We start from the raw sequence: 23,591 nt of genomic DNA, 5'->3' as shown, positions 1-23,591 counted from the left end.
ACTAACACGCCTCTTCAAATTCTGTTAACTGAGCCAGGGTAGCTTTGGCTTGCGCTCTGATGATTTGGCAGGGGTCTTCTAAGAACTCAATTAAAGTACTTTTTGCCAGCTGATGATCCACCTTGAACAGTTCCACCAGTGCTTGCCAACGAATGGCATTTATTCTGTGTTTGGTGAGTGCACTCAGGTACGGGGCGCCTGTTACACCAAATTGAGGTAAAAATCCGATAAGGACCTTATATCTTTCCAGATTTTGAGTACCAGAGTAACTCGCGATTTTATTGCCCGTTGCAATTTCATATTGCGGGCATACGTCTCGCGTGACTGATTTATTGTGCAGGGCAACGACGACTTTTTCTTGTTGTCCATGAAATACATAAGCGTAATCTTTTGCCAGTATTGTCAGATTCTTAGTTTTAGTAAGGTTATTTTCATCGGGTAGTGCAAGTACACCATTGAGCTCCGGATAGACGCCCACTGCGTAATGATGATCAGAAATAACACAGTATAAAGACTCGGATGCAAACGTGTTTGCTACACCACTGTGAGTTGCAAAAGCATCCAAAGTAATCAGCATTAGCCAGGTATCATCTTCATATAGTGTAATACCCCTGCGGCCGATTTTACCCAAAGAAGTGCTATCTTTGCACGCAACCATGCGCTCAATTTGTGTTTTGAATTGCTGCTTTTCCACATAGTCAAAGAATGCGTTTTCGAGACCTTCAACTGAGCTGCTTGTCGATAACATACTTATAAAGTTATCAGTCATCATATGCCGTCCTTTTATACTGCCATAATACGAAATTGTTTCGTGAAAAGAGGTGAAGTAGCGATACCACTGCTACTTCGACCTATCTATCGCGCTATCTACTTACCTGATACCGATAAACTCAGGTGGAAGTGAAGTACCATAGCCGCCTGCGATTTCTTTCAGGTTAAGTGCTTCAATCGTTTTTGGTGTAAATGTTTTTGGATTGTTCATTCTCATATCCTCAATTAAAATTTGTTAGTGTGGATTTGCTCGTGGTAGCCGAAGAAACTTGGACCGACGATGCCAGCTACATTTCGCTAATTAATGGATACCGATGAATTCAGGCGGTAATTCAATACCATATCCGCCAGAGATCTCTTTAAGGTTTAGCGCTTCGATTGTTTTTGGTGCAAACGTTTTTGAATTTTTCATTGTTATATCCTCAGTTAAAACTTAATGTTTTCGATTGGCTCGTGGTAGCCGATGAAAATTGGACGGTCAATCCCGATACCGCCACCGGTAACGTTTTTTAGTTGTAGTTCTTCGATTGTTTTAGGTGTAAATTGCTTCGCTTTTTTCATTGTTTTTCCTTAATTAAAACTTAATAACATCAATTGGATCTTGGTAGCCAATAAATACTGGGCGGTCAATGCCTGCACCGGTTACGGCTTCTTTAAGTTGTAATTCATCAATTGTTACTGGGCTGAATGATTTTGATTTGCTCATTGTAATTGTTTCCTTTATTAGGGCTGGCCGATGAAAATTGGTGGCTCAAAAATGCCGCCGTTAACAGCATACTTTACTTCTAATGCATCAATAACTTGTGGTGTAAAGGTTTTACTCATGGTATTACTCCAGTTATTTACATAAAACGAGGCTTTTTAAACGCTTCGTTATATGTTCTTGTTATTTTTAGTCTTCAGGGAATGTAGGTACAATATCAGGCGGAAGCTCACCACCAGAGATAGTGCGTACACAATCATTTGTAAGTGTTTTCATGTTGTTTATACCTTTTATGTCAAGTTCATGAACTAAGCTGACGTTACGTTTTTTGAGCGCCTCACCTAGTCGACGCCACTCAGAATGGATGAAAAGTTTGGCAAATGCAAAATACACGGGATTTGTAAAATAACCATTAAAAACAACGGTTTGGCTTTTTTTGTTATACACGGGTAATAACTAGGTTGTTCAGTAATATTACTTGCGTAAATAATGCTTAAAAAATGTATTGTGAAAGGTTTCTGATGATAACCTTTTACAGTAATGGTCATCTTATGACGAGTGAGAATTACTTGGTGAGTTTTAGCTGCTCTTCACGTCTATTTACTCTTTGTTTCACTCTAAAGTGTATTTCAAATTTGCCTGATGGATTTTAAATCGCTAGTGCAATGCATAATATGTGGAGGTGGTTAAATTAAAATCAGGGAGAAGGGGAGGGGCTATTGTCTGAAATTAAATAGATGCCACCTAAGTGATATAGTCTGGTAAGTTCACTGCCTGACAATGAACTCTTCATTTTATATGGTACAATGAACTTGATGACGCATTCAAAATTTACATCGTAATCACCGTTTTTAAATGATTGAGGTGATGTTTTTTTAAAGGTATAAGGTTTTATCGGATCATGAATTACTGTAATTGAGGGAAGTTAGATGAATTCACCCCTAAACGAAGAGAGCTCACAATATGATGACTACAGAAAATATGGTATGTATTTGCTGTTAGGGATACTTTTTTTCGGTTTTATCTTAGAGGTTTTTATTGGAAGTCCGAAAGATCGTGCTTTTCATTGAAATGTTGGAGCAGGGACAGGTTATTGAAATCAACTTTTTTGACAAAGATCCGTCTAATCGCCCGGATCAGATGTTCAATTTGAGCGTGAATTATGAGCGGTGTCATGGCGCGCAAGACAAAGATCAATAAAGCGATAAGACCTGCACAGAATCTGGCATCACAACTTTAAAATGAGTTGGTTCGCATAAAAGCACGCGATGCCAAAAAGTATCAATAAAGGATGTCTTGTCCTTTATAGGTGGCTTTCACACTCCAGTGCAGGCAATACAATATCTACCCACACCAGACGATGATCTGATGATGAGGCTCTGTCTGCCACCAGCTCTGCGCCCACCTCGTCACTCGCTGGCCAGAACACACCACTGCCGCTGACGGCAAGATCAGCAGAGGGCAGCACGTAATCTGCTCGCATTCCCCAGTGCGCGGTATGGGTAGCTGAATGTGGATTGTCCGGCTTATTGAGTTGCCCACCTTGTGAAGTTGGTGCAGGATAGGCGTTAACGCGCGGGTGGGTTAGCAACTGATCAATGGCACCCGGGTAGGCATCACCATCAACAGAGCTGGCATTCAAATCGCCCAGGATCACAAATGACTCATCTGCAAATCCACCAGCTTGTCTTTTGTCGTCATAAATGTAGTCGTTACCTGAAGCGCTAATGTAGTCTTTCCACAATCTTAGCTCATCATGATTACGCTTGCCGTTTCTGTCTTCCGGACCATCAAACACCGGTGGTGTAGGGTGGCTGGCCAAGACGTTGAGCTGTTTGTTGCATATCTGTACAGGAATATCCCAGTGCGACTTCGAGGATAAGCGCATGGCGGATACCTCCTGTGCAGAATACCAGCTGCTGCCATCCGCCTGAGTTGGCATCAGATTGTTTGGCATATCTTTCCAAAGGAAGTGCTGAAACGTTCTTATCTGATCTTGTTTAATCGGGTATCTGGACAACAAGACCATGGCATACTGGCCAGGATACTTGCCAAACCCATAATGTGTCAGGCGGGTATCATCACCGGAAAAAGGGGTTTTTACGCCGGTATTAACAGGTGCCAGATACACATAAGGATAGTCGATGGGGTCAAAGCCATTTTGCGATACTTCAAGGTAGTCTCGCTTGAACAGGTTAATGCCTTGCTCTGGGTCTTCTATATAGTCGAACTCATTTAGCAGAATAATGTCGGGCCGGGTGCGTTGAATGATCTGTGCGATATTATTTATCTGCTCATACTCGCCACTTTTTAACGCAAAGGTTAACGCATTACCAGAGAGTGACTGTTGATTCGACATATCATAATTAGTCGCCTCCATACTGACATTAAAAGTGGCCACTCTCAGAGTCTGCTGACTTGTTGGCTGTGAGTCTGAGGAGAGTGTGGTTGAAGTGCTCTGACAGCCTGTATTTAGAACGGTGGCAGCCAGTACTAAAGGTAAGAAAATCGGTTTCATTGTTAGCCTGATACAGATGAATACTCATTTCACTATACCGTTTTTCTGCAAAGAAATGTGTTAACATTTCGTTGTGAGTTTGATTCTAAGTCTAGGTTAAATAAGGAGCTTACCGGTATGAGTCGACGATATGGCATTGTTTTATTACTGCTCGCAACCCTTGCCGTTTTCTTAGTTGCCATTGCGCATATGTCATGTATTTACTTTGGTCCGCAGTGCTATGCGGCACAGATGGCACCGCCATTTGTGGTGGAGTCTGCTCGCGCAGGCACGCTGATGGCACCACTACTGACAGTGGCTGTATCTGCTATTTTTATCTTACTGGGTTGCTATGCGCTATCTGCCGCTCGGTTTATTCGACGATTGCCTTTTTTGCGGCTGGGTATTTATAGTATATCTGCTGTCTGTATTGTACGGGGGGTGTTGCCCATTCAATTGTTTTTTCGTTATCCGGAAAAAATCAGTGAGCCTGTACTAATAGCTGGCATTGTCTGGTTACTTGTCGGGCTGTGTTATTTGTTTGGTTATCGGGCGGTCATAAAACATACCATGCATTAAGCTCTGTCAGCCGCGACCTGCATTTTGCAATTCGCTCAGGACACCCGGGCAAAGGTGTCCTGACCAGATTAGCCTTGCTCTCAAAGCTTGGCTTTAGTCACCATCGCCTCTATGTGTTTGATTGCAATCCAGGGATCGCTTTCATCAAATAAGTGCGAGGCGTATTTCATCGTTACCGCTTCGGTATTTTTGTTCAGCTTAGCCAGCTTCTTTTGTGAGTCGTTCCAGGTTTGTGTGTAGACATCGATATCAGCATAACTCATTTTGGTTTGTCTTATGGTTACATGGGGGATGCCGCGCGATAAAACAGTGACAGGCAGATCATCTTTAATTTTATAAAGCGCAGAATGGCTGGATGCCTCGGCAAAGTCCTCGAACGAGTTATGCTCACGCTCCCAGTTGATGATCATCTCCATCGTGTCCCAACCGGGTTTTGACATGTTTGCTCTCATGGCGTCGAACCAGGATTCATGGGCTGTGTCTATCAGCACCATTCCTTTTACTTTTTCCGGATATTTACTGGCATAGGCACGGGCGACAAAACCGCCAAAAGAATGTGGCACCAGCACCAGAGATTCGACTTTCAAGTGTTCAACCAGCTCAGCCAGTTCGTCGCGCAGTTCAACCATAGTTCTGACCTTAGGGTTTTCGTACTGGCTTTTGCCATAACCAGCCCGGTCATAAAAACACAACCGGTAACCCTCAGGGTTGGCATTGTGTAACGTGTTTTTATAGGTGGTGTGGGCATCAAGCCCCATCCCGGAGACCAGTAATGCCGTGACTTTACCTTGTCCCTGACAGGCATAGGCCAGCGTCTTTCCCCCGATCTCAGTATATTGATAATTGTGGGCATCCTGTGGTTGGCCTGCCTGGCCTGCAAACGCGGTGCCCAGCAGCACGACTGTGGCGAGTTTATTCATAGTGCAAGTTCCTGTTGTTTATTATTTGATTCACCACAGCTAGCTTAACGCGGTTTTTATTGAACTTTCAATAAAAACTGAAACTTTGTCGCTGAACTTTTTCTTTTCCGGGTTCGTAAAAGGTGGAACATAACCAAATCTAACAGGGCTGCGCGTGAAAAAAACACTTTACTGGTTTACACAAGATCTGAGGCTGGACGATAATCTTGCACTGGATTTTGCTGCTCAAAATAGTGATGCGTTGATGTTTGTGTATGTGATTAACCCAAGGTATCGCACCCAGACCAATCATCACTGTAAATTACTCGGCGACAGACAGGCAGCGTTCATCGCTGACTCCCTTATTACGTTAGACAGCCAATTAAAAGCCTGCGGGCACAAGCTCTTAGTGCTTGAAGGTGAGCCTAACCTCTTGTTACCGGAAACGGTATCAAAGTGCCAGATAAATCAGGTGATCTGTGCGGAACCGATTGGCTTGTATGAGCGTACTATAGTGCAGCAGACGCGTCGGGCACTGGGATCTGTCCCTGTACACAGCTTCTGGCAACATACTTTGTTTGACCAAGCTCAAATCCAGACATTAAACAGCGATTTAGGCAGTTTTACTCAGTTTCGTAAGCGGGTTGAAAAGGCGCCTTTGTCAGTGGTGACGTCCTGCCGTTTTGACCCCAGCAACTTACCGGCACCACTGGTCATTGAGGATGACACCCTGGCTTGCATACAGTTGGAGCAGTGGCAAGCACAGCTCCAATCAAACCTGTCAGAAACCAGAGTACCACTGGATTTTCCAGCCGGTGAAGAAGCCGCTCAGGCACATCTTAAAGACTATTTTGACAGCGGTGTAGCAAGTAGATATAAACAGACCCGCAATGAACTGGATGGCTGGCTGAACTCAACAAAAATGAGTCCTTACCTGGCGCTGGGCAACTTGTCACCCCGCCAGGTTTGGTGGGCAACCGAAGCGTTTGAGAAGCAAGTGGAGGCCAATGAGTCGACCTACTGGATCAAGTTTGAGCTGTTGTGGCGTGAATACTTTCAATGGCTTAGCCTCAAGCTTGGAGCAAAGCTCTACCGTTTTCAGGGGTTGGCTCAGTCAAAGCCCTTAACTACTTTTATGAGTGAGCGTTTTCAACGCTGGTGTGAAGGTTGTACTCCCTCTGCTTTGGTTAACGCACTAATGAACCAGCTCAACGAAACGGGATACATGTCAAACCGGGGCAGACAAATTGTCGCCAGTTATTTTGTGCACGAACTGGGGCTGGACTGGCGCTACGGCGCAGCTTATTTTCAGCAACAACTGCTCGATCATGATGTCGCTTCAAACTGGGGGAACTGGCAGTACATCGCGGGCGTTGGTGTTGACCCTCGGGGTGGTCGTCACTTTAACATTGAAAAGCAGGCACACCTGTATGACGAGCATGGTTTGTTTGTACAAAAGTGGCGTGGTGAGCAAGGCGTCACGGCACTAGACAGTGCAGATGCTGCGGACTGGCCGATGCCAGCAGAGGTCGGTGCATGAGTGTTGCGGTTGTCTGGCTTAAACGCGATCTCAGATTGTCTGACCACGAACCTTTGTGTCAGGCGATAACCAGTGGCGCACCTGTACTTCTGCTGTACTGTTTTGAGCCTATGTTGCTGGATGACCCGCATTATTCTCCCCGCCATTGGCAGTTTGTTTTACAGTCTTTACAGGATATCAGGCAACGTATTCCGGACGGCGCGCTATGGGTTTCAGACAAACCTGCGCTGGATACGCTGGAGCACATCCACAACACGTGGCAGATATCGGGGTTGTATTCTCATCAGGAGATTGGACTGGCCAACACGTTCGAGCGAGATAAGGCGGTGTCAGCATGGTGTACAACACAGGGGATACACTGGTCAGAGTCCCGCAGTGGTGCAGTGCAACGCGGGCTGAGACAACGACAGAATTGGGACAAGCAATGGCAGAAAACCATGCGTTCCATATGCGCGACGCCTGACTTGTCTCAAATAATTTGGTTTAAGTTGCAAGCGAGCGAAGGAAGACTTGACGAAATCCAGCAGAGGTTTAGTGTCCCTCCTGGTACTTTTCAGCCTGGCGGAGAGTCTGAGGCGCATCGTGTTCTGGAAGCATTTTATCAGGGGCGGGGAAAAGGGTATTCATACAGCCTCTCAAGCCCCTTGCTGAGTCAGCAGGCCTGCTCGCGTATGTCTGCTTATCTGGCATGGGGCAATATCAGTTTGCGTCAGGTGTACCAGAGTGTGCTGGCCCACTGGCAAATGGTTGGCTGGCGCCGCACTCTGGTGGCCTTTTCCTCCAGGCTGCACTGGCACTGTCACTTTATTCAGAAGTTTGAAAGTGAATGCGAGATGCAGTTCAGGCACATTAACCGTGGCTATGAGCAGCTACCGCGCTGCACAGGCTATGAGGCGCAGCGCAGGTTGCACGCCTGGAAGACGGGCAACACCGGGATCCCCATGGTGGATGCCTGCATGAAGTGCCTGCTCGCAACCGGTTATATTAACTTTCGCATGCGTGCCATGCTGGTCAGCTTTTTATGCCATCATCTGGAGCTTGACTGGCGCTCCGGGGTAGATCATCTCGCGCGACTATTTCTGGATTTTGAGCCTGGCATTCATTACAGCCAGTTTCAAATGCAGGCCGGCGTGACGGGGATCAACACCATTCGAATTTACAGCCCGGTAAAGCAGGGGGAAGAAAAAGACCCCGATGGCGAATTTGTGAAAACCTGGCTACCTGCACTCAAAGATATTCCTCCGCCGCTGGTCCATCAGCCCTGGGCACTTTCCCCAATGGAGCAGCTGATGTATGGCATTGAACTAGGCAAAGACTACCCCGAGCCGATTGTTGATTTAAAGCTAAGCTATAAAGCAGCCCAGGAATTGCTGTGGCAGTGGCGCAAGAAACCTCAGGTAAAAAAAGAGGCGCAGCGGATCTTAAAACGACACGTACGGCCGAGTTAAAAGCTGGACAAGAGAATGAAGAAATCACAGTTACCGCAAAAAACCTGTCCGGTCTGCCTGCGCCCTTTTTCCTGGCGCAAGAAATGGCAACGGGACTGGCCTAATGTTAAGTATTGCTCCAAGCGCTGTGCAGGCAACAAGTCAACACAAAGAGAACCTCATGAGTAAGCAATTGAGATTAATCCTGGGCGATCAGCTCAATGCTGGTCACACCTGGTACAAAGAAAAATCCGACGATGTATTGTACGTGGTGGCCGAGCTGCATCAGGAAGCCAGTTACACACGCCATCATATTCAAAAGGTGTGCGCGTTTTTTGCTGCAATGCAAGCCTTTGCGCACGCGCTTGAGTCGGCCGGGCACCGGGTACTTCACCTGACACTGGATGATACTCAGGATTTTGCCTCTCTACCTGAACTACTGACGCATCTGTTTAGCGAGTACAACATCGGTCATTTTGCCTATCAGCTCCCTGACGAATATCGGCTGCGCACGCAACTGGCACAGTTTCGTGAGTCGCTTTCAGTTACATCAAGTGTGTATGACACTGAGCATTTTTACCTCGCCGATGAACAGCTAAGCCGTTACTTTAAGCGCGACAAGCGTCATCGTCTGGAGCACTTTTATCGCAAAATGCGCAGTGAATTTAACGTGTTAATGGTTGATGGTGAGCCGCAAGGAGGGCAGTGGAACTTCGACAGCGATAACCGCAACAAACTCAAAGCGGCGGATCTTGCCGATATCCCCGAGCCTCTGGTGTTTGCTAACGATGTTACTGACATTTTATCGCGACTGGAACGCCACCAGATCAAAACCATAGGGCAGGCAGATAAGCAGTTATTGTGGCCCGTCAATCGGGTTCAGGCAAAAGACTTACTGACGTTTTTTTGCCAACATTGTTTGCCATCTTTCGGTCGATTTCAGGATGCCATGACGGGCAAGCTCATAGAGCTGGGTGAGGATCGGGGCTGGAGTTTATACCACTCTCGTTTATCTTTTGCGATCAATGCCAAAATACTCAGTCCAAAAATGGTGGTCGATGCGGCCATTGCGGCATTCGAGCAGTCTCAGGGGACCATCAGCCTGGCTCAGATCGAAGGTTTTGTCCGTCAGATCATTGGCTGGCGTGAGTTTGTGCGGGGGATTTATTGGGCCAATATGCCTCAGTATGCACAGCTCAACCATTTGCAGGCCAAGCGCAGCCTGCCATCCTGGTTCTGGAACGGTGAGACCAAAATGCGCTGTCTCAGCCATGCCATCACCCAATCGCTGACCTATGCCTATGCGCATCATATCCAGCGCCTGATGGTCACAGGTAACTTCTGTCTGGTGGCTGGCATTGACCCGGATGAAGTGGATGACTGGTATCTGGGTATTTATATCGACGCCATCGAATGGGTTGAAATGCCAAACACCCGGGGCATGAGTCAGTTTGCCGATGGCGGCATTGTTGGTTCTAAGGCCTATGCGGCCAGTGGGAACTACATTAAAAAAATGAGCGACTATTGCGGGGATTGCGCCTACAAGGTGATAGAAACCGTGACTGATTCTGCCTGTCCGCTCAATGCCTTGTACTGGCACTTTATGCAGCAGCACCATGCGCAGTTTGCCAGTAACCCGCGCACCAAAATGGTATACAGCAACTGGCTGAAAAAGTCAGACGAAGACAAACAAGCCGTACTCGAGCGCGCCAGGCAGATACTCGATAATATTGAACGGCTTTAATACTGGCGTCCCGGGAGGCGTATCAGTGCATTAGAAACAATGATAAATGAGGAAGGTATATAGATGATCAAACAGCTTAGTCGGGAAGATCTGGCAAATATGCAAGAGCGGGAAAGGGCACGGCTCGTAAATAGCTTGTCCGGGTTTAAAAGTGCCAACCTGGTCGGCACACAAGATACACAGGGCAACCCAAACCTGGCCATTGTCAGCTCGGTGTTTCATATCGGTGCCAATCCGCCGCTGATAGGCATGATTATTCGCCCGGATACTGTGCCAAGAGATACCCTGAGTAATCTCAAAGCCACAGGTTTTTATACACTGAATCATGTGAATGCGGAAATCTGGCAACAAGCGCACCAGACTTCAGCGCGTTATGCGCCCGGCGTTTCTGAATTTGCGCAGGTCGGGCTGGAGGTTCAGCAAGTAGCGGGCATTGCTGCGCCTTATGTGGCACAAAGCCAGCTTAAGTTTGCGCTGGCGTTGCGCGAAGTGCAAAAGCTGGAGATTAATGGCACCATTATGGTGATTGGTGAGGTAATGGACATCCAGCTGCCGCAGCAGAGCATTAAAGCCGATGGTTATATCGATATTGAGTCTCTCAATACGGTCGCTATATCCGGACTCGACAGTTATCATAAAACCCAAAGGCTGGGCCGTTTGAGTTATGCTAAGCCTGAGCAGCCGCCCAGAGCGCTGAGTCTGGACGGCGAATAGCTATCACAAAAAGGAGCATTAAAAGTAAGGTGACAACCGCTTTTTATAAGATATGGCATTCAACCATTGCAGCAACGCTGTTATTAGCCTGTAGCACGGTTCTGGCAGCGCCAAAAATAGAGGTAACAGACTCGCGGGTAAACGGAGTGTATTTGGTATCCATATCTGATCCAGACGCGCCGGCGACTGAGTTGCTTACATTGTGGCTGAGCGCGGCAAAAGAGTTGTGTGCGGGTACCGCCTATCGCGTTGAGCCTAAAGGTCATCCGGTGGTGCGGGAGAAACGCTGCAGCGACGCTGTGAAGTTAGTCCAGAATGACTTGCAATGCCTTGAGGTAGATGCCAGCGTGTTCGGAAAAGTGATCTGTGAACAAGCTCCGCCGTCAGCATCTGGCTAAAAGCGGAGCCCTGCGCTTATTTGTTTAATCGCATCGCCAGAGCATTGATCTCCCGAAGGACACTCTGGCGATTCATTTCCATAAAGATCCACAGTTTGGTGGCAATTTGCACCAGTAACCCGGCGATAAACCACACCGCCCAGAAGACCTGATCCATCACCGCCGTGGCAATATAAAAACGATAACCGCTGTATACAAAACCTAGGGTGATCAACAGGGCGTTGATAGACACCAAAATCACCCAAAAGCGGGTATTGCCCTGATATACATTGCCCAGCATAGTGAACAGGCCTTTTTCCTCAGCGAGGATCGGGGCCATCTCGGCTTGCTCTTGTTGTAATGCTTTACTAATCTCTTTGTCTAAATTCATGATGCTTGCTCCTCGTTAACCATGGCATGCAATTGGGCTCGTGCGCGGTTTAATCTCGATTTAACGGTGCCCTGGGGGACATCCAGAATATTGGCGATGTCTCTGAGCGACATCTGCTCTAAATAAAATAAATACACACAGTGGCGCTCGTCATCGCCAAGCTGATGTATCAGTGCCAGAATGCTCAGCGAGGTATCCAGATCCGGTGTCTCGTAAGCTTGCTCTGGTTGGCTGTCTTCGAACCGACTTTCATTTTGCTTTTGACTGATAAAGCGTCGATAGATGGCCCTGAACACCCAGGCGCGAAAAGCACTGGGCTCTTTGAGCTGCCCCAGCTTTTTTGCCACACTGGTCCAGACGTCCTGGCAGATATCATCTGCACAGGCGCGCTGGCCACTGAGTTTCATTGCAAATCGCCAGCTTGGCTGATAAAACGCTTCGCATAAGGTTTCGAAAGCACGCCGGTTGCCCTGCTGGGCGGACAATACCAGTAATGCGGCCTTTGATGGTTTCATGCTATTCCTTGTGGCTTTTTCTACAAGACGGCGCAGCACATAAAAAGGTTCACGAACATCACATTATTTTTCCCAGTAAGGTATGTCACCGAAATAGCTAGTCAGATAATCGATAAAAACCCGTACTTTAGGCGCGAGTAACCGGGAGCTGGGATAAACCAGCCAGATGGCGGTATCAGACTTCAGAGGGTAGTCGGGCAACACCTCAACTAACTCTTCAGAGTGTAATGCCTGATAGGCACTCCAGCGCGAGTTAATGGTGATCCCAAGGCCAAGCTGGCAGGCTTCTCTGATAGCATCGCCGTTGTCTGCGCGCAGCTGACCCTGAACTTTAATGGTCTGGATGCCGTCAGGGGTTTGAAAAGACCAGTGTTCCAGCCCAGAGAGCGTAATACAGGCATGATCCCGCAAATCTTCAGGGCTTTGTGGCTCTCCTTCAAGAGCCAGATAATCGGGAGCCGCAGTGAGCAAGCGAGTGTCTGTTGCTAACCTCTTGGCCACGAGAGTGGAGTCTTTCAGGGCGCTATTTCGGATGGCCAGATCAAACCCGCCTTCAACCAGATCCGCAATGGTGTCGGAGAGTTTCAGGTCGAGCTTAATGTCCGGATAAAGCGCAAAAAAACCGGGCAAAGCCGGCAGAACGTGCATGCGGCCAAACGAGGCGGGCATGGTCAGCCTTAGTGTGCCACTGGGTTTGGTGGTGCCTGCGCCGATGGCGGCGCGGGCGGCTTCAACGCCATTCAAGACATCCTCAGCATGGGGTAAAAACGCCAACCCTTCTTCGGTCAAAGCGACCTTGCGGGTGGTGCGGTGCAGCAGTCTTACGCCTAACTCGGTTTCAAGCTTATTAATATGGCTGCTCGCAACAGCGGCTGACAGCCCCAGATCGCTACCTGCCTGGCTAATATTGTGCGTAGAGGCGGTGCGTACAAATAGTTTCAGGTGATCAATGTTCATTATCAATAGAATGAATAAAGTGATTATAAAATTTAGTCTATTATCAATCTTATAAAAGGCAAGTATAGTTTTGTTCATCAACACAGGAGAGCACAATTATGAAAGCAATGGTTTTAAATCAATATGGCGATGACGCTGAGTTCAGTGAAACAGAGGTTGCCAAACCGAACGTGAGCGCCGGTCATGTGCTGGTGCAGGTGGCAGCCAGCAGTGTTAATACCGTGGATACCATGATCCGTACTATGGGTGAGGCACTGCCTTTGTCACCTGCATTGCCTGCTATTTTGGGTATGGACTTTGCGGGTATAGTGGTTGAGGTAGGCGAAGGTGTAAGCGGCTTTGCGGTAGGCGATGAAGTTTACGGCTGTGCCGGTGGACTGGCTGACTTACAAGGTGCGCTGGCGGAATATATGCTGGCGGATGCAAAACTGATTGCACGTAAACCGCGCAATCTGAGTATGCGCGAAGCAGCGGCGTTACCCCTGGTTGGGATCACAGCCTATGAAGGGTTACAGCGTGGCGGCATTAGCGCAGGCCAACAGGTGCTAGTGCATGGCGGCTCTGGTGGGGTCGGTCATGTGGCTTTGCAGTTAGCCAAACATTTTGGCGCCCGTGTTTATTCTACTGGCGGCGGTGAAGCTCAGCTGGATTTAATTCAGCATCTGGGCGCCGAACCAATCAACTATAAAACCGAGTCGGTTGCCGACTATGTTGCTAAGCACACCGATGATAAGGGGTTTGATCTGATCTTTGACTCAGTGGGAGGTGCTAATATGGCAAACTCGTTTGAGGCGGCCGCACTCAATGGTCATGTTGCCTCAACGGTGGCTATGGTGGACCTTGATCTGTCGCAAGCGCACTTTAAAGGGTTGTCGTTGCATGTGGTCTTTATGCTGATCCCCATGCTACATAACCACAAACGTGAAGCACATCATCACATTCTGAACGAGTTAACAAATATAGTCGAAGCTGGTGAGCTAAAGCCTGTACTGGATGAACAGCGTTTTGAGTTGGCTCAGGCAGGGCAAGCACATGCACGTCTGCAAAGTGGTCAGGCGATGGGCAAAGTGGTGATTGATGTTTAGCGCTATTTGTTAGTATCTTTTGTAAAAGAAAGGAAACAGCGTCTAAAGTATAAGTGCTTAATTGACAAGGACTAACAACTTATGATGCTGGATTTGGGACTCATTTTAGCGGGTATTGCCATGCTGACACTCGGTGGTGAGGCGCTGATCCGCGGTGCAGTGGCAGCGGCGCGGCGATTGCGCGTTTCTCCTTTGCTCAGTGGCCTGATGATTGTCGGGTTTGGCACTTCAGCGCCGGAGCTGGTGGTCTCGATGGACGCTGCCGCTCAGGCTCAGCCCGATGTAGCCATTGGCAATGTGCTGGGCAGCAATATCTTTAATATCCTTGGGATCCTCGGTGTTTCTGCTTTACTACAACCACTCCCTGCTCACCCTCGCGTATTGCAGTTTGATCTGTGGGTGCTACTTGCCAGTGCATTTATTTTGTTGTTTTTTCTGTTCACCGGGCGTCGCCTAAGTCGACTGGAAGGCGGCGTGTTGCTTAGCGCCTACATAGCTTATCTTATCCTCAGTTTTAAAGTCTTTGGCAGCTAGTCAATATGAGGTGGAGCCTGCTTCTATCTGCCAATGGATACGCCATTAGACAGACCGATATGGCATAGCTTTTGACTCTGTCACTGTGGAAAAATTAAAGCCTTGCGAGCATTAAAGTCTAACTTTATGAAATATATGAAGTTATATAGGCTTAGACAAAAAGCAAGGCAGATCATCAACAAGAACAATAACCAATCTGGTGCAATTGGGGTCCCATACCTGACAACTTGCACCAAAAGGGGGCAATATGAACTACTACGAAGTGAACTTTGATGGCCTGGTTGGCCCAACTCACAATTACGCCGGGTTGTCTTATGGTAACGTGGCGTCTAAATCAAATGCCAACAAAATCTCGAACCCAAAACAGGCGGCATTGCAGGGGCTCGAAAAAATGTGGCATCTGGTTCAGCTCGGTCTGCATCAGGGGGTGGTTGCACCCAATGCGCGTCCGGATCTTGCTACCCTCAGGGCCTGTGGCTTTACAGGCTCAGACAGTGAGGTGATCAGCAAAGCGGCAAAAGCACAACCTCAGCTGCTGAAGGCATGCTACTCAGCTTCTTCAATGTGGACAGCGAACGCGGCGACGGTATCACCGAGCTGTGATTCGGCCGACGGGAAACTACATATCACGCCTGCCAATCTGAATAACAAGCTTCACAGGGCCATTGAAGCGCCTCAGACAAGTCAGATCCTCAAAGCCATGTTCAGTAATCCTGACTTTTTCAGTCATCATGATGCACTGCCACAGCACCCATTGTATGGCGACGAAGGCGCGGCAAATTATACACGTCTGGCAGATAGCTATGGCCATCAGGGGCTGGCATTATTTGTCTATGGAGAGGATGCCCATACTCAGGTAAAACCTCAGTTATTTCCAGCAAGACAGACTCGCCAGGCATCGGAGGCAGTTGCCCGCAGTCACCAGTTAGACCCGCAAAATACCTTGTTTATCCAGCAAAACCCAGAGGTGATAGATCAGGGCGTATTTCACAATGATGTTATTGCCATTGGTAACGAAAATGTCTTTTTATTTCATGAGCAAGCATTTTATCAGCAGCAAACTGTGATAGAGCAGATAAGTGCGCGCTATCAGGGAGACAGGCCACTTCACCTGATTGAAGTTAAGAATGCAGATATCAGTGTTGAAGAAGCTGTTAAAAGCTATATTTTTAACAGCCAACTAGTGAGCCTGCCCTCGGGTGGTATGGCCATCATTGCACCCGGAGAGTGCCAGATGGTGGGCAAGGTTGAGCAGTATTTATCTGCATTGTGTCAGGCCAGTAACCCGATCAGTGACGTGATCTATATGGACCTCAAGCAAAGCATGCAAAATGGTGGCGGGCCAGCTTGCTTACGCCTGAGAGTAGCCTTGTCTGAGCAAGAGCTCAGTGCTGTGAATCAGTCGTGTTTACTCAACGAGCGCTTATATGATCAATTACGTGACTGGATAAACACGCACTACCGCGACAGATTGAGCGAAGCCGATCTCGCAGACCCAAGTTTGATGGCAGAGAGTCAGATGGCTCTGGATACGCTCACGACTATCCTGAATTTAGGGTCAGTTTACCCGTTTCAGCAGGCGTAGACAGAGTTGTCTGGCACAATTTTCAATTGCGGGCTTGCCAGAGTTAAGGGTTAGCAGTTTTAATGGTCTTGATAATAACAAACAAGACCATAAAACACTTCGAAGGAACATTATGTCTGCCTATACCATCAGCACTGACACGACACTGCTTAATTTTGACGTGATTTATCACTTTATTTCTGACTCTTACTGGGCGAAGAACATACCCCGCGATGTGATGGCCAGGGCTATCGACAACTCACTGTGTTTTGGCGCGTTCAGCGAAGCGGGGGAGCAAGTGGGCTTTGCCCGGGTTATCACTGATAACGCAACCTTCGCCTATCTTGCGGATGTGTTTATTCTTGAGCAGCACAGAGGTCAGGGAGTAAGTAAAATGCTGGTTGAGGCGGTGATGAAGCACCCTGAGTTACAAGGCTTGCGCCGAATTATGCTGGCAACCAAGGATGCTCATGGCTTGTATGCCCAATTTGGTTTTGAGACGCCGGACGACCCGAGTATTTTGATGCAAATATGTCAGCCAGATATTTATCAGAGAAAGACATAATCGCCATACTTATGCGCTATAGTGCGCGCCTCACAGAGCGTTAAAAAGTGTAAAGCGCAATCTGGGACACTTTTTTAGTGTCCTGATCTGTAACACTGGCTTCCTGTTTGTAGTACTAGCGGAGCCTGTTGTGAAACTCCTGAACCCAATTTCCTTTACTGCGATTATTCGCACTAGCCCGGTTAAGATCTTTGCCACCTGGACTATGGTGATCATAGAAAATATCTTGCTGATTTTGTTACCTTTGTTCATCGGCCACGCCATTGATGGCGTGTTAGAGCAGTCACTGACACCGTTAACCTGGTTTGCACTGGTGCTGGTGGCGCTGGTAGTGATCAGTGTCCTGCGGCGCTTTTATGATACCCGTGTATTTGGTGATATTCGAGTTTGGTTGGCTGAAATGTTGGCCTATAAGCTACGCGCTGCTCCGGTGTCAGTAAAAGACGCGCGCCTGACTATGTCACGTGAGCTGGTTGATTTTCTCGAAAATGACTTGCCAGGTGTGTTTACCGCTGTGATTCAACTGGTCGCCACTGTGGTGATACTGGCGTCATTTCACTTGTATCTGGCCTATAGTGTTGTATTGGCTGCGGCACTGATGTGTCTAATTTATGCGCTGTTTCATGACCGTTTCAGTCTGCTTAATAGCAAGCTTAATGACCAACTTGAGCAACAGGTTTGGGTGCTGAGCCACAGACCGCTTGGTGCAATCAGTGCACACTTTGAACGCCTTAAACGATGTGAGATCCGACTATCCGATACTGAAGCCTGGGTTTATGGCCTGATCTTCCTTGTACTCTTTGGTGCTGTGCTTGGTAATTTGTGGATGGTGCAGCTGATCCCCGATATCAGTGTTGGCCAGGTGTTCTCAATTGTGACCTATTCCCTCGAATTTGTAGATACCGCAATTATGTTGCCCATCACATTGCAGACGCTGTCTCGCCTGAGCGAAATCAGTAAACGACTAAACCAACCCGTTGATATCGTGCCTAACCAGGAGGTGATCCATGATGTTTAAAGCTCGTTTTCCGGCCATTGCTGCCGGCGCCACATTACTCTTATCATTGGTGACTGTGGTGCTTATGACACCCGTTGAACCCATGTCTCGGGTTGAACAAATTGTGGTGCCATCTGTCTCTGTGTTGACTATAGAGCGTACTGAACTGACGCCCACATTATCAGTCCAGGCGCATACTCAGGCACGCTGGCCGGTGCAATTGAAGGCAACCAGCAGCGCCAGGTTAGAGTATCTGGGCACGGATATGGAGCCGGGTAAGCATGTGAAAAAAGGTCAGGTACTGGCACGGCTCAATACTCGGTTACTTGAATCTCAGCTTTTTGAGGCTCAGAGCACATTAAAACAGGCAGAACTCAATTTACAGCAACAGCTGCATGAACAAGAGGTCGCACAGAGCATGCGGCCCGCTCAAAGCAGCACGGCATTTGCCAGAATGGAACCGCATCTGGCGGCGGCACGAGCGGAACTGGCACGCGCACAACAAAATGTAAAAAGTGCACAACAATTGCTGGATGACGCCATTGTTATAGCTCCTTACGATGCCATGATCACACAGCGCTTTGTGAGCCCGGGAGAATGGATGGAAGCCAGTCAGACTCTGTTCGAACTGGTGGCCAGCGACAGCATGGATATTCATGTGCCCCTGTCACAGCATGACTGGGACAGGATAAGTAAAGCTGATCTCGATAAAAATGTGATTAAAGTACACAGCCGCTCAGGTGCGAGCTGGCCGGCATCTGTGCGTTATGTGTCGCCACTGGTCAATGAAACAACGCGCCAGCGAACGTTAGTACTGACGGTGTCCGATCCCTATCATCACGAAACTCAGTTGCTCCCGAACCAACAGGTGAAAGTGCAGTTTGAGCTCAAAAATGAAGGAGCCTTATATGAACTGCCACTGAGCGCTGTTGATCCGGACGAATTTATCTGGGTGGTAACAGCGCAGCAACAGCTGCGTCAGCTAAATGTCCGGGTTATCGAGGTGAGAGCGAACAGCGTGATTGTGTCACTGATTGACGAGCAACCCGCTTCATTGCAGGTTGTGCGCTTCCCACTGCGTTCCATGATGGCCAAAAAGCATGTAAACCCGGTTACAGAGGCGTTGCAGATTGCAGACAAGCAGGAGGCGCTATGAGCTGGCTAAGCAAATGGTTTATTGATAACCCTGTGGCTGCCAACTTATTGATGGCGATGATTATTGTAGGTGGTTTACTGGCGTTTGGTCAGCTCAGAGTTGAGTCTTTTCCTCAGATTGCGCCATCCAGTCTTAGTATTCACGTGGCATATCCAGGCGGTACAGCAAGGCAGATTGACGAAAGCATTACACAACGTGTTGAGGAGTCGGTCAGCTCGGTGGCAGGGATAAAACAAATTACCAGTCAGTCGCAGGCTGGATTGTCTACCGTAACCATTCGCAAAAAGCCCGATGCGGATCTTGGCAAGTTACTGGAGGAAGTGCGCAATCAGGTCAATGCTATCAGCCATTTTCCGGCTCAGGCTGAAAAGCCCATTGTTACCCGGGATGAATTTACCAACCTGGCGGCATTTGTCATTGTTTCTGCGCCGCGCAGCGATGAGGCTTTGCAACAAGTTGCCAGGCGCATAGAGCTGGCCTTAAAAAAGCACCCAGACATTTCCAAAGTCAGCAACTGGGGGGCGCGTGAGCCAAGGTTATACATTGAACCTGACCCTGAAGCACTGCTGCGCTATGGCATGACCCTGGAGCAGCTTGCGGGCACTATGGTGCAGATGTCCCTGGAAACACGCAGTGGGCAACTGCAACATGAAGGCGGACGCATTACTTTGCGCGGGGATGGCTATCTGAGTGCTCTGGGTGAGTTGAAAAAGCTGCCTGTGATAAACGGCCCGGCGGGAGAAGTGACTTTAGGCGAGATTGCAACTGTGCGCCGGGGTTACGAACGCAGCGACGCCATCGTTCGCAACAATGGCATACCAGGCATAGCACTGATGGTCAGCACCAGTCAGAGCGACAATCTACTCGATGTCAGTACGGCAATTCGTGACACCATTGCTGAGCTAAAACCTGCGCTGGCAGAAGACATTGAGATCACCACCATGGCAGATATGGCCCCTTATATCGAAGAGCAGCTGCAGCGGCTGGGCAGCAGTGCCTGGCAGGGGTTACTGATAGTTATTTTACTGTTAGGGGTCTTTCTAAACCTGAGACTGGCATTTTGGGTCGCAGCGGGGATCCCGGTTGCCATCTGTGGCACTTTATATGGTATGCAGTTGCTGGATTATAGCCTTAATGACATCACCTTGTTTGGCTTTATTTTGGTATTGGGCATTTTGGTTGATGATGCGGTCGTTGTCGGTGAAGCCATTGATGAACACCAAAACGGCAATGCCAACTACAAGCAAGCCGCCTATACAGGCGTTGAGTCTGTGACCGTCGCAACCGTGTTTGGTGTACTAACTAGTATTGCGGCGTTTTCGCCTATGCTCTGGATTAACAATGATCTGGCAAAATTGTTTGCAGGGTTTTCGGCTGTTGTTATTCTGGCATTGTGTTTTTCACTGGTCGAAAGCAAGTTTATCCTGCCATCACATCTGGCCGCAATGTCTCGTAAAGGGACGCGAAGCGAGATTGTCGCCACGGTTCAAAACAAAGCGCGCTGGGCACTAACTCAATTTATTCAGCGCATCTACAAACCCATGCTGTGTGTGAGCCTGAAGCATAAAAGATCCACTTTGGTGATGTTTTTATCCGCTTTTGTATTGGCCTATGGTCTTTGGCTGGGTGGCGCGATACGAAGTACTTTATTTCCGGATATTCCTGGGCGATATGTGACTGCGAAGGTGACTTTGGAAGAGGGGGCGCCGCTTGGGTTGCAGGCACGGGCGTTGAGCCAGCTTGAGCTCAGTGCGCAGAAAGCCAACAACACTTTGCAAGCAGACTATGCCCTAAATGCAGCTCCGATGAAAAATATTCTGGCGTGGTCCAATGGGTTTGGTGAGCTTGAAGTGACCGCTGAGCTGACCTCGGAAGCACTCAATGTACTGCCGGCCAACACACTTAGTGACGCCTGGCGTGAGTATGCAGCAAACATAGAGGGCAGTTACGCGCAGCACTTTAGTGCCGCAGAGCCTCCGGCAGGGGGCACTTTTCTGGCCATTTCATCCCATGATGTTGTGCAGGCAAAGCAGGTCAGCGACCTGTTACGTGAAAAGCTGGCAGGTTTGCCCGGCGTGAAAGACGTACGAGATGACCACCAGGCAGCACAGCGGCAGATCCGGATCAGGCTAAACGCATTTGGTCGCCAGTTGGGGCTCACCCAGGCACAGGTTGCTGAGTTGGTTGCCAATGCGCTTGGTGAGCGAGAAGTGCATAGGTTGTTATATCAATCTCAGGAACTAAAAGTGGTTTTGCGCTTTGCACAGCAGGCGGTACGAACAGAGCATGAATTAAAGGATATGCGGGTAATACTCAATGATGGGCAGAGTGTTGCACTGGGTGATGTGGCCCAGTTAAGTTATGAGTACGAACCACAGGCGTTACAGCGCCGGGACCGCTCACGGGTGATCAATCTCTACTGGTCTCAGGATCGTTCTTCAGGTTCACCGGAACAAACGCTGGCATTACTGGCCAAGGAGATTGAGACACTAAAAACCCAATATCCTGAGGTGGGTATCAAGCCTGCGGGTGAGTATGAAGAAATCGACGAAGTGAGCAAAGGTTTTAAAGCGGCATTAATACTGACATTAATGCTAATCTATGTGTTGCTGGCGATCCCACTTAAGTCCTACTGGCAGCCGCTTATCATCATGGCGGTGATCCCCTTTGGGTTTGCCGGTGCCATTTTTGGCCATGCCATAATGGATCTGCCGGTCAGCTTATTGTCGTTGTTTGGTATGATGGCGATGACTGGGATTGTGGTGAATGACGCCCTAGTACTGATGACTCGCTTTAATAGCGAATATCGCAAGGGCATTGAGACCACTGAGGCGCTGATAGTGGCAGGTACCGCTCGTTTCAGAGCGATTTTCCTGACCACAGTGACCACTGTGTGCGGTTTATTGCCTTTGTTGTTCGGGACATCTGAACAGGTGCAGTACTTAAAACCTGCCGCGGTATCTCTGGTATTTGGTGAGTTATTCGCAACTCTGATCACTTTGTTCTTAATACCTGTGTTGCTTGGTTTCAGCTATCGTAAAACCCGCCGAGCAGTTCCATCAGCCAAGGAGGTAGTGACGGTCAGTTGACTTGGGTCACAGCCTGGGCGATAGTTGTCGCTCAGGATTTACCAGTGAGCCCGTATGTCTGAGAACAAAGATCCCGCGTTTAATCTGGTGCCAGAAATTGCTTTACTGGCACCTCTGCCCGATCACATGCGTAAACGATTTGAACAGGCATTGCTGTTGATGCACGAGCAACTTGAAGAGGGGTTGACCTGGCAGCAGATCGCTAAAAAAAGTGCCATTTCTGCATTTCATTTTCATCGTCAGTTTAGCAAGTTGTTCAATGAAACCCCGGGACGTTATTTAAGTCGGGTCCGGCTGCAATATGCGGTGTATTATCTGCTGTATCACAATACGTTGTCGGTCACAGACATTGCTCAGTTATGCGGCTTTGCTTCTTCGCAGGCCTTGGCCAAAGCACTTAAACGCGACCTCGGGTTAACTGCTAAAGCGGTGCGTCTAATGGCTCAGCAAGCAACTCCAGCGCAAACAACGGTATTAATGAATAAACTGGCTCACCCTGGGGAGTCTGGCTCACTTGAGAAACAACTCGCAGAGGCCTTGCCATGCACTCGAGCGTTTTTTGACACACGTTTCTTTAAGCGCATCTCCACGGAGACAACCGATTGGGACCAGATCCTGGACCACTATGGAGAGAAATCAGTAGGATTGCTGGGGATCACACCAACCACCGAGCTTGAGAAAAGCTGGTCGGATATTCATACTCAGATAGGAAAAGTGGTAGGTCGGTCAGAGAATTATGAGCTGGAGGTCGCAGCCGGTCACTACTTTTGCTGCCGGGCTTATCTTTTATCGGATGTGGCCTATAGTCAGGTGCTGCACACTTTATTTGAAAAAGCCCAACTTGCCGGTTACGAGGTCGATCCCGAGGGTCACTTTATAGAGTGGATCGAAGAGGTCGATATGGAGCAGTACGGGGGGATCACGATGCAATTTCAGATCCCCATTCTGTCCTAAATGCATGTTCACGGTGGCTAAATGGCAAGTCTATTTGTATATGGTACATTAGCTCCTGGGTGTCCCAACGAGCACGTTTTGGCCGATGTAGATGGCCAATGGCAACCAGGTAAAGTGAGTGGCCAATTGCGCAATGCAGGCTGGGGTGCTGAATTAGGGTACCCGGGACTGATTCTGGACGATGGCGCACAACAGGTCTCTGGTCTGGTCTTTACGTCTGAACAATTGAGTGCTTATTGGCACAGACTGGATGAATTTGAAGGAGCGCACTACACCAGAGTACTGACGGATGTTGAGCTCGATAGCGGCGCGATAATACAAGCGTGTGTATACACCCTCGCGCAAGGTTAGTCTAATGATTAAAACGTTACTTCACTGTTTGGGGTAATACGGCCTTTCTGTCTTACGCAAAACATGCTCACTTGTAGCTCTAAAGCTGCGCCGATAATTGACACTTTTCGAAAATTCGGTCTACTTTTAATTAACCGCAGTTTAATGCATGTGTGATTGCAACCACCAGGTATTAAGCCTGC

Annotated in this window: 25 protein-coding genes; 16 read left to right on the top strand and 9 right to left on the bottom strand. The window is 48.4% G+C overall.

The window, feature by feature from the left end; all coding sequences use genetic code 11:
- Window position 1 precedes the first annotated feature (1 nt).
- The 5 genes from CWB99_RS12210 to CWB99_RS12200 form a co-directional block, all read right to left on the bottom strand.
- Window positions 2–772, bottom strand: a complete 771-nt coding sequence (locus CWB99_RS12210; protein ID WP_138550543.1) for a hypothetical protein — start codon at window positions 770–772, stop codon at window positions 2–4.
- A 425-nt stretch (window positions 773–1,197) separates the two neighbouring features.
- Window positions 1,198–1,332 (bottom strand): hypothetical protein, encoded by a 135-nt coding sequence (locus CWB99_RS24810; RefSeq protein ID WP_283235354.1) that lies wholly within the window; start codon window positions 1,330–1,332, stop codon window positions 1,198–1,200.
- Window positions 1,333–1,345: 13 nt separating this feature from the next.
- Window positions 1,346–1,477 carry a hypothetical protein gene (locus CWB99_RS24805; RefSeq protein ID WP_283235353.1) on the bottom strand — a complete coding sequence of 44 codons (132 nt, stop codon included), beginning with the start codon at window positions 1,475–1,477 and terminating at the stop codon, window positions 1,346–1,348.
- Between the two features lie 186 nt (window positions 1,478–1,663).
- On the bottom strand, window positions 1,664–1,921 hold the full coding sequence (locus tag CWB99_RS12205; protein WP_138550542.1) for a hypothetical protein: 258 nt from the start codon (window positions 1,919–1,921) through the stop codon (window positions 1,664–1,666).
- Between the two features lie 856 nt (window positions 1,922–2,777).
- Window positions 2,778–3,992, bottom strand: a complete 1,215-nt coding sequence (locus CWB99_RS12200) for an endonuclease/exonuclease/phosphatase family protein (RefSeq protein ID WP_138550541.1) — start codon at window positions 3,990–3,992, stop codon at window positions 2,778–2,780.
- Window positions 3,993–4,109: 117 nt separating this feature from the next.
- Here CWB99_RS12200 and CWB99_RS12195 point away from each other — a divergent pair, with 117 nt between their 5' ends.
- Window positions 4,110–4,550, top strand: a complete 441-nt coding sequence (locus CWB99_RS12195) for a hypothetical protein (RefSeq protein ID WP_138550540.1) — start codon at window positions 4,110–4,112, stop codon at window positions 4,548–4,550.
- 80 nt (window positions 4,551–4,630) lie between these two features.
- Here CWB99_RS12195 and CWB99_RS12190 read toward each other — a convergent pair whose 3' ends face one another.
- Entirely contained in the window at window positions 4,631–5,470 is an 840-nt protein-coding gene (locus CWB99_RS12190) for an alpha/beta fold hydrolase (protein ID WP_138550539.1), read from the bottom strand.
- 154 nt (window positions 5,471–5,624) lie between these two features.
- Here CWB99_RS12190 and CWB99_RS12185 point away from each other — a divergent pair, with 154 nt between their 5' ends.
- The 6 genes from CWB99_RS12185 to CWB99_RS12160 all read left to right on the top strand — a co-directional run bounded on the left by CWB99_RS12185 (window position 5,625) and on the right by CWB99_RS12160 (window position 11,272).
- Window positions 5,625–6,989 carry a DASH family cryptochrome gene (locus CWB99_RS12185; protein WP_138550538.1) on the top strand — a complete coding sequence of 455 codons (1,365 nt, stop codon included), beginning with the start codon at window positions 5,625–5,627 and terminating at the stop codon, window positions 6,987–6,989.
- On the top strand, window positions 6,986–8,437 hold the full coding sequence (locus CWB99_RS12180; protein WP_138550537.1) for a cryptochrome/deoxyribodipyrimidine photo-lyase family protein: 1,452 nt from the start codon (window positions 6,986–6,988) through the stop codon (window positions 8,435–8,437). Before CWB99_RS12185 ends, CWB99_RS12180 begins: the two co-directional genes overlap by 4 nt.
- 15 nt (window positions 8,438–8,452) lie before the next feature.
- On the top strand, window positions 8,453–8,605 hold the full coding sequence (locus CWB99_RS12175) for a DUF2256 domain-containing protein (protein ID WP_125717458.1): 153 nt from the start codon (window positions 8,453–8,455) through the stop codon (window positions 8,603–8,605).
- A complete protein-coding gene (locus CWB99_RS12170) occupies window positions 8,598–10,160 on the top strand; it encodes a cryptochrome/photolyase family protein (protein ID WP_138550536.1) in 1,563 nt (520 codons plus the stop codon). The genes CWB99_RS12175 and CWB99_RS12170 overlap by 8 nt, the downstream gene beginning before the upstream one ends.
- A 63-nt stretch (window positions 10,161–10,223) precedes the next feature.
- Entirely contained in the window at window positions 10,224–10,874 is a 651-nt protein-coding gene (locus CWB99_RS12165) for a flavin reductase family protein (RefSeq protein WP_138550535.1), read from the top strand.
- Window positions 10,875–10,903: 29 nt separating this feature from the next.
- Window positions 10,904–11,272: a hypothetical protein gene (locus CWB99_RS12160; protein WP_138550534.1), complete on the top strand. Its 369-nt coding sequence runs from the start codon at window positions 10,904–10,906 to the stop codon at window positions 11,270–11,272.
- A gap of 16 nt (window positions 11,273–11,288) precedes the next feature.
- Here the strand turns inward: CWB99_RS12160 and CWB99_RS12155 are convergent, their stop codons facing one another.
- From CWB99_RS12155 to CWB99_RS12145, 3 genes are all read right to left on the bottom strand, one after another.
- The gene (locus CWB99_RS12155) at window positions 11,289–11,642 is read right to left on the bottom strand and encodes a DUF6768 family protein (RefSeq protein WP_138550533.1); all 354 of its coding nucleotides are present in this window, start codon (window positions 11,640–11,642) and stop codon (window positions 11,289–11,291) included.
- The gene (locus tag CWB99_RS12150; RefSeq protein WP_138550532.1) at window positions 11,639–12,157 is read right to left on the bottom strand and encodes an RNA polymerase sigma factor; all 519 of its coding nucleotides are present in this window, start codon (window positions 12,155–12,157) and stop codon (window positions 11,639–11,641) included. Before CWB99_RS12150 ends, CWB99_RS12155 begins: the two co-directional genes overlap by 4 nt.
- 63 nt (window positions 12,158–12,220) lie before the next feature.
- Window positions 12,221–13,114 (bottom strand): LysR family transcriptional regulator, encoded by an 894-nt coding sequence (locus tag CWB99_RS12145; RefSeq protein ID WP_138550531.1) that lies wholly within the window; start codon window positions 13,112–13,114, stop codon window positions 12,221–12,223.
- Between the two features lie 98 nt (window positions 13,115–13,212).
- On the opposite strand from CWB99_RS12145, the gene CWB99_RS12140 reads away from it, so the two are divergent.
- The 9 genes from CWB99_RS12140 to CWB99_RS12100 all read left to right on the top strand — a co-directional run bounded on the left by CWB99_RS12140 (window position 13,213) and on the right by CWB99_RS12100 (window position 23,409).
- Window positions 13,213–14,199, top strand: a complete 987-nt coding sequence (locus CWB99_RS12140) for a zinc-dependent alcohol dehydrogenase family protein (protein WP_138550530.1) — start codon at window positions 13,213–13,215, stop codon at window positions 14,197–14,199.
- Between the two features lie 81 nt (window positions 14,200–14,280).
- Window positions 14,281–14,733 carry a sodium:calcium antiporter gene (locus tag CWB99_RS12135; protein WP_138550529.1) on the top strand — a complete coding sequence of 151 codons (453 nt, stop codon included), beginning with the start codon at window positions 14,281–14,283 and terminating at the stop codon, window positions 14,731–14,733.
- Window positions 14,734–14,980: 247 nt separating this feature from the next.
- Window positions 14,981–16,318, top strand: a complete 1,338-nt coding sequence (astB, locus tag CWB99_RS12130; protein ID WP_138550528.1) for an N-succinylarginine dihydrolase — start codon at window positions 14,981–14,983, stop codon at window positions 16,316–16,318.
- A 112-nt stretch (window positions 16,319–16,430) separates the two neighbouring features.
- A complete protein-coding gene (locus tag CWB99_RS12125; RefSeq protein WP_138550527.1) occupies window positions 16,431–16,862 on the top strand; it encodes a GNAT family N-acetyltransferase in 432 nt (143 codons plus the stop codon).
- Window positions 16,863–16,992: 130 nt separating this feature from the next.
- Window positions 16,993–17,880, top strand: coding sequence for an ABC transporter six-transmembrane domain-containing protein (locus CWB99_RS12120; RefSeq protein ID WP_138550526.1), 888 nt, complete (start codon window positions 16,993–16,995; stop codon window positions 17,878–17,880).
- On the top strand, window positions 17,870–19,015 hold the full coding sequence (locus CWB99_RS12115; RefSeq protein ID WP_138550525.1) for an efflux RND transporter periplasmic adaptor subunit: 1,146 nt from the start codon (window positions 17,870–17,872) through the stop codon (window positions 19,013–19,015). The genes CWB99_RS12120 and CWB99_RS12115 overlap by 11 nt, the downstream gene beginning before the upstream one ends.
- Window positions 19,012–22,104 carry an efflux RND transporter permease subunit gene (locus CWB99_RS12110; protein WP_138550524.1) on the top strand — a complete coding sequence of 1,031 codons (3,093 nt, stop codon included), beginning with the start codon at window positions 19,012–19,014 and terminating at the stop codon, window positions 22,102–22,104. The genes CWB99_RS12115 and CWB99_RS12110 overlap by 4 nt, the downstream gene beginning before the upstream one ends.
- 54 nt (window positions 22,105–22,158) lie before the next feature.
- Window positions 22,159–23,058 carry a helix-turn-helix transcriptional regulator gene (locus CWB99_RS12105; protein ID WP_138550523.1) on the top strand — a complete coding sequence of 300 codons (900 nt, stop codon included), beginning with the start codon at window positions 22,159–22,161 and terminating at the stop codon, window positions 23,056–23,058.
- Window positions 23,059–23,079: 21 nt separating this feature from the next.
- On the top strand, window positions 23,080–23,409 hold the full coding sequence (locus CWB99_RS12100) for a gamma-glutamylcyclotransferase family protein (RefSeq protein WP_138550522.1): 330 nt from the start codon (window positions 23,080–23,082) through the stop codon (window positions 23,407–23,409).
- The last annotated feature ends 182 nt before the right edge of the window (window positions 23,410–23,591 follow it).

Source organism: Pseudoalteromonas rubra (genome assembly GCF_005887095.1).
Classification (GTDB): Bacteria; Pseudomonadota; Gammaproteobacteria; order Enterobacterales; family Alteromonadaceae; genus Pseudoalteromonas; species Pseudoalteromonas rubra_E.
Note: the sequence above shows the minus strand (reverse complement) of the source record. Positions and strands in the feature narration are given on the sequence as shown.

What these genes read in the sequence shown, in the direction of transcription:
- astB (WP_138550528.1), top strand. Translation starts at nt 14,981, where the DNA reads ATGAACTACTACGAAGTGAACTTTGATGGCCTGGTTGGCCCAACTCAC.
- CWB99_RS12125 (WP_138550527.1), top strand. Translation starts at nt 16,431, where the DNA reads ATGTCTGCCTATACCATCAGCACTGACACGACACTGCTTAATTTTGAC.
- CWB99_RS12140 (WP_138550530.1), top strand. Translation starts at nt 13,213, where the DNA reads ATGAAAGCAATGGTTTTAAATCAATATGGCGATGACGCTGAGTTCAGT.
- CWB99_RS12165 (WP_138550535.1), top strand. Translation starts at nt 10,224, where the DNA reads ATGATCAAACAGCTTAGTCGGGAAGATCTGGCAAATATGCAAGAGCGG.
- CWB99_RS12190 (WP_138550539.1), bottom strand. Translation starts at nt 5,470, where the DNA reads ATGAATAAACTCGCCACAGTCGTGCTGCTGGGCACCGCGTTTGCAGGC.
- CWB99_RS24805 (WP_283235353.1), bottom strand. Translation starts at nt 1,477, where the DNA reads ATGAGCAAATCAAAATCATTCAGCCCAGTAACAATTGATGAATTACAA.
- CWB99_RS12110 (WP_138550524.1), top strand. Translation starts at nt 19,012, where the DNA reads ATGAGCTGGCTAAGCAAATGGTTTATTGATAACCCTGTGGCTGCCAAC.
- CWB99_RS24810 (WP_283235354.1), bottom strand. Translation starts at nt 1,332, where the DNA reads ATGAAAAAAGCGAAGCAATTTACACCTAAAACAATCGAAGAACTACAA.
- CWB99_RS12210 (WP_138550543.1), bottom strand. Translation starts at nt 772, where the DNA reads ATGATGACTGATAACTTTATAAGTATGTTATCGACAAGCAGCTCAGTT.
- CWB99_RS12155 (WP_138550533.1), bottom strand. Translation starts at nt 11,642, where the DNA reads ATGAATTTAGACAAAGAGATTAGTAAAGCATTACAACAAGAGCAAGCC.
- CWB99_RS12135 (WP_138550529.1), top strand. Translation starts at nt 14,281, where the DNA reads ATGATGCTGGATTTGGGACTCATTTTAGCGGGTATTGCCATGCTGACA.
- CWB99_RS12180 (WP_138550537.1), top strand. Translation starts at nt 6,986, where the DNA reads ATGAGTGTTGCGGTTGTCTGGCTTAAACGCGATCTCAGATTGTCTGAC.
- CWB99_RS12200 (WP_138550541.1), bottom strand. Translation starts at nt 3,992, where the DNA reads ATGAAACCGATTTTCTTACCTTTAGTACTGGCTGCCACCGTTCTAAAT.
- CWB99_RS12145 (WP_138550531.1), bottom strand. Translation starts at nt 13,114, where the DNA reads ATGAACATTGATCACCTGAAACTATTTGTACGCACCGCCTCTACGCAC.
- CWB99_RS12115 (WP_138550525.1), top strand. Translation starts at nt 17,870, where the DNA reads ATGATGTTTAAAGCTCGTTTTCCGGCCATTGCTGCCGGCGCCACATTA.
- CWB99_RS12170 (WP_138550536.1), top strand. Translation starts at nt 8,598, where the DNA reads ATGAGTAAGCAATTGAGATTAATCCTGGGCGATCAGCTCAATGCTGGT.
- CWB99_RS12175 (WP_125717458.1), top strand. Translation starts at nt 8,453, where the DNA reads ATGAAGAAATCACAGTTACCGCAAAAAACCTGTCCGGTCTGCCTGCGC.
- CWB99_RS12150 (WP_138550532.1), bottom strand. Translation starts at nt 12,157, where the DNA reads ATGAAACCATCAAAGGCCGCATTACTGGTATTGTCCGCCCAGCAGGGC.
- CWB99_RS12195 (WP_138550540.1), top strand. Translation starts at nt 4,110, where the DNA reads ATGAGTCGACGATATGGCATTGTTTTATTACTGCTCGCAACCCTTGCC.
- CWB99_RS12105 (WP_138550523.1), top strand. Translation starts at nt 22,159, where the DNA reads ATGTCTGAGAACAAAGATCCCGCGTTTAATCTGGTGCCAGAAATTGCT.
- CWB99_RS12100 (WP_138550522.1), top strand. Translation starts at nt 23,080, where the DNA reads ATGGCAAGTCTATTTGTATATGGTACATTAGCTCCTGGGTGTCCCAAC.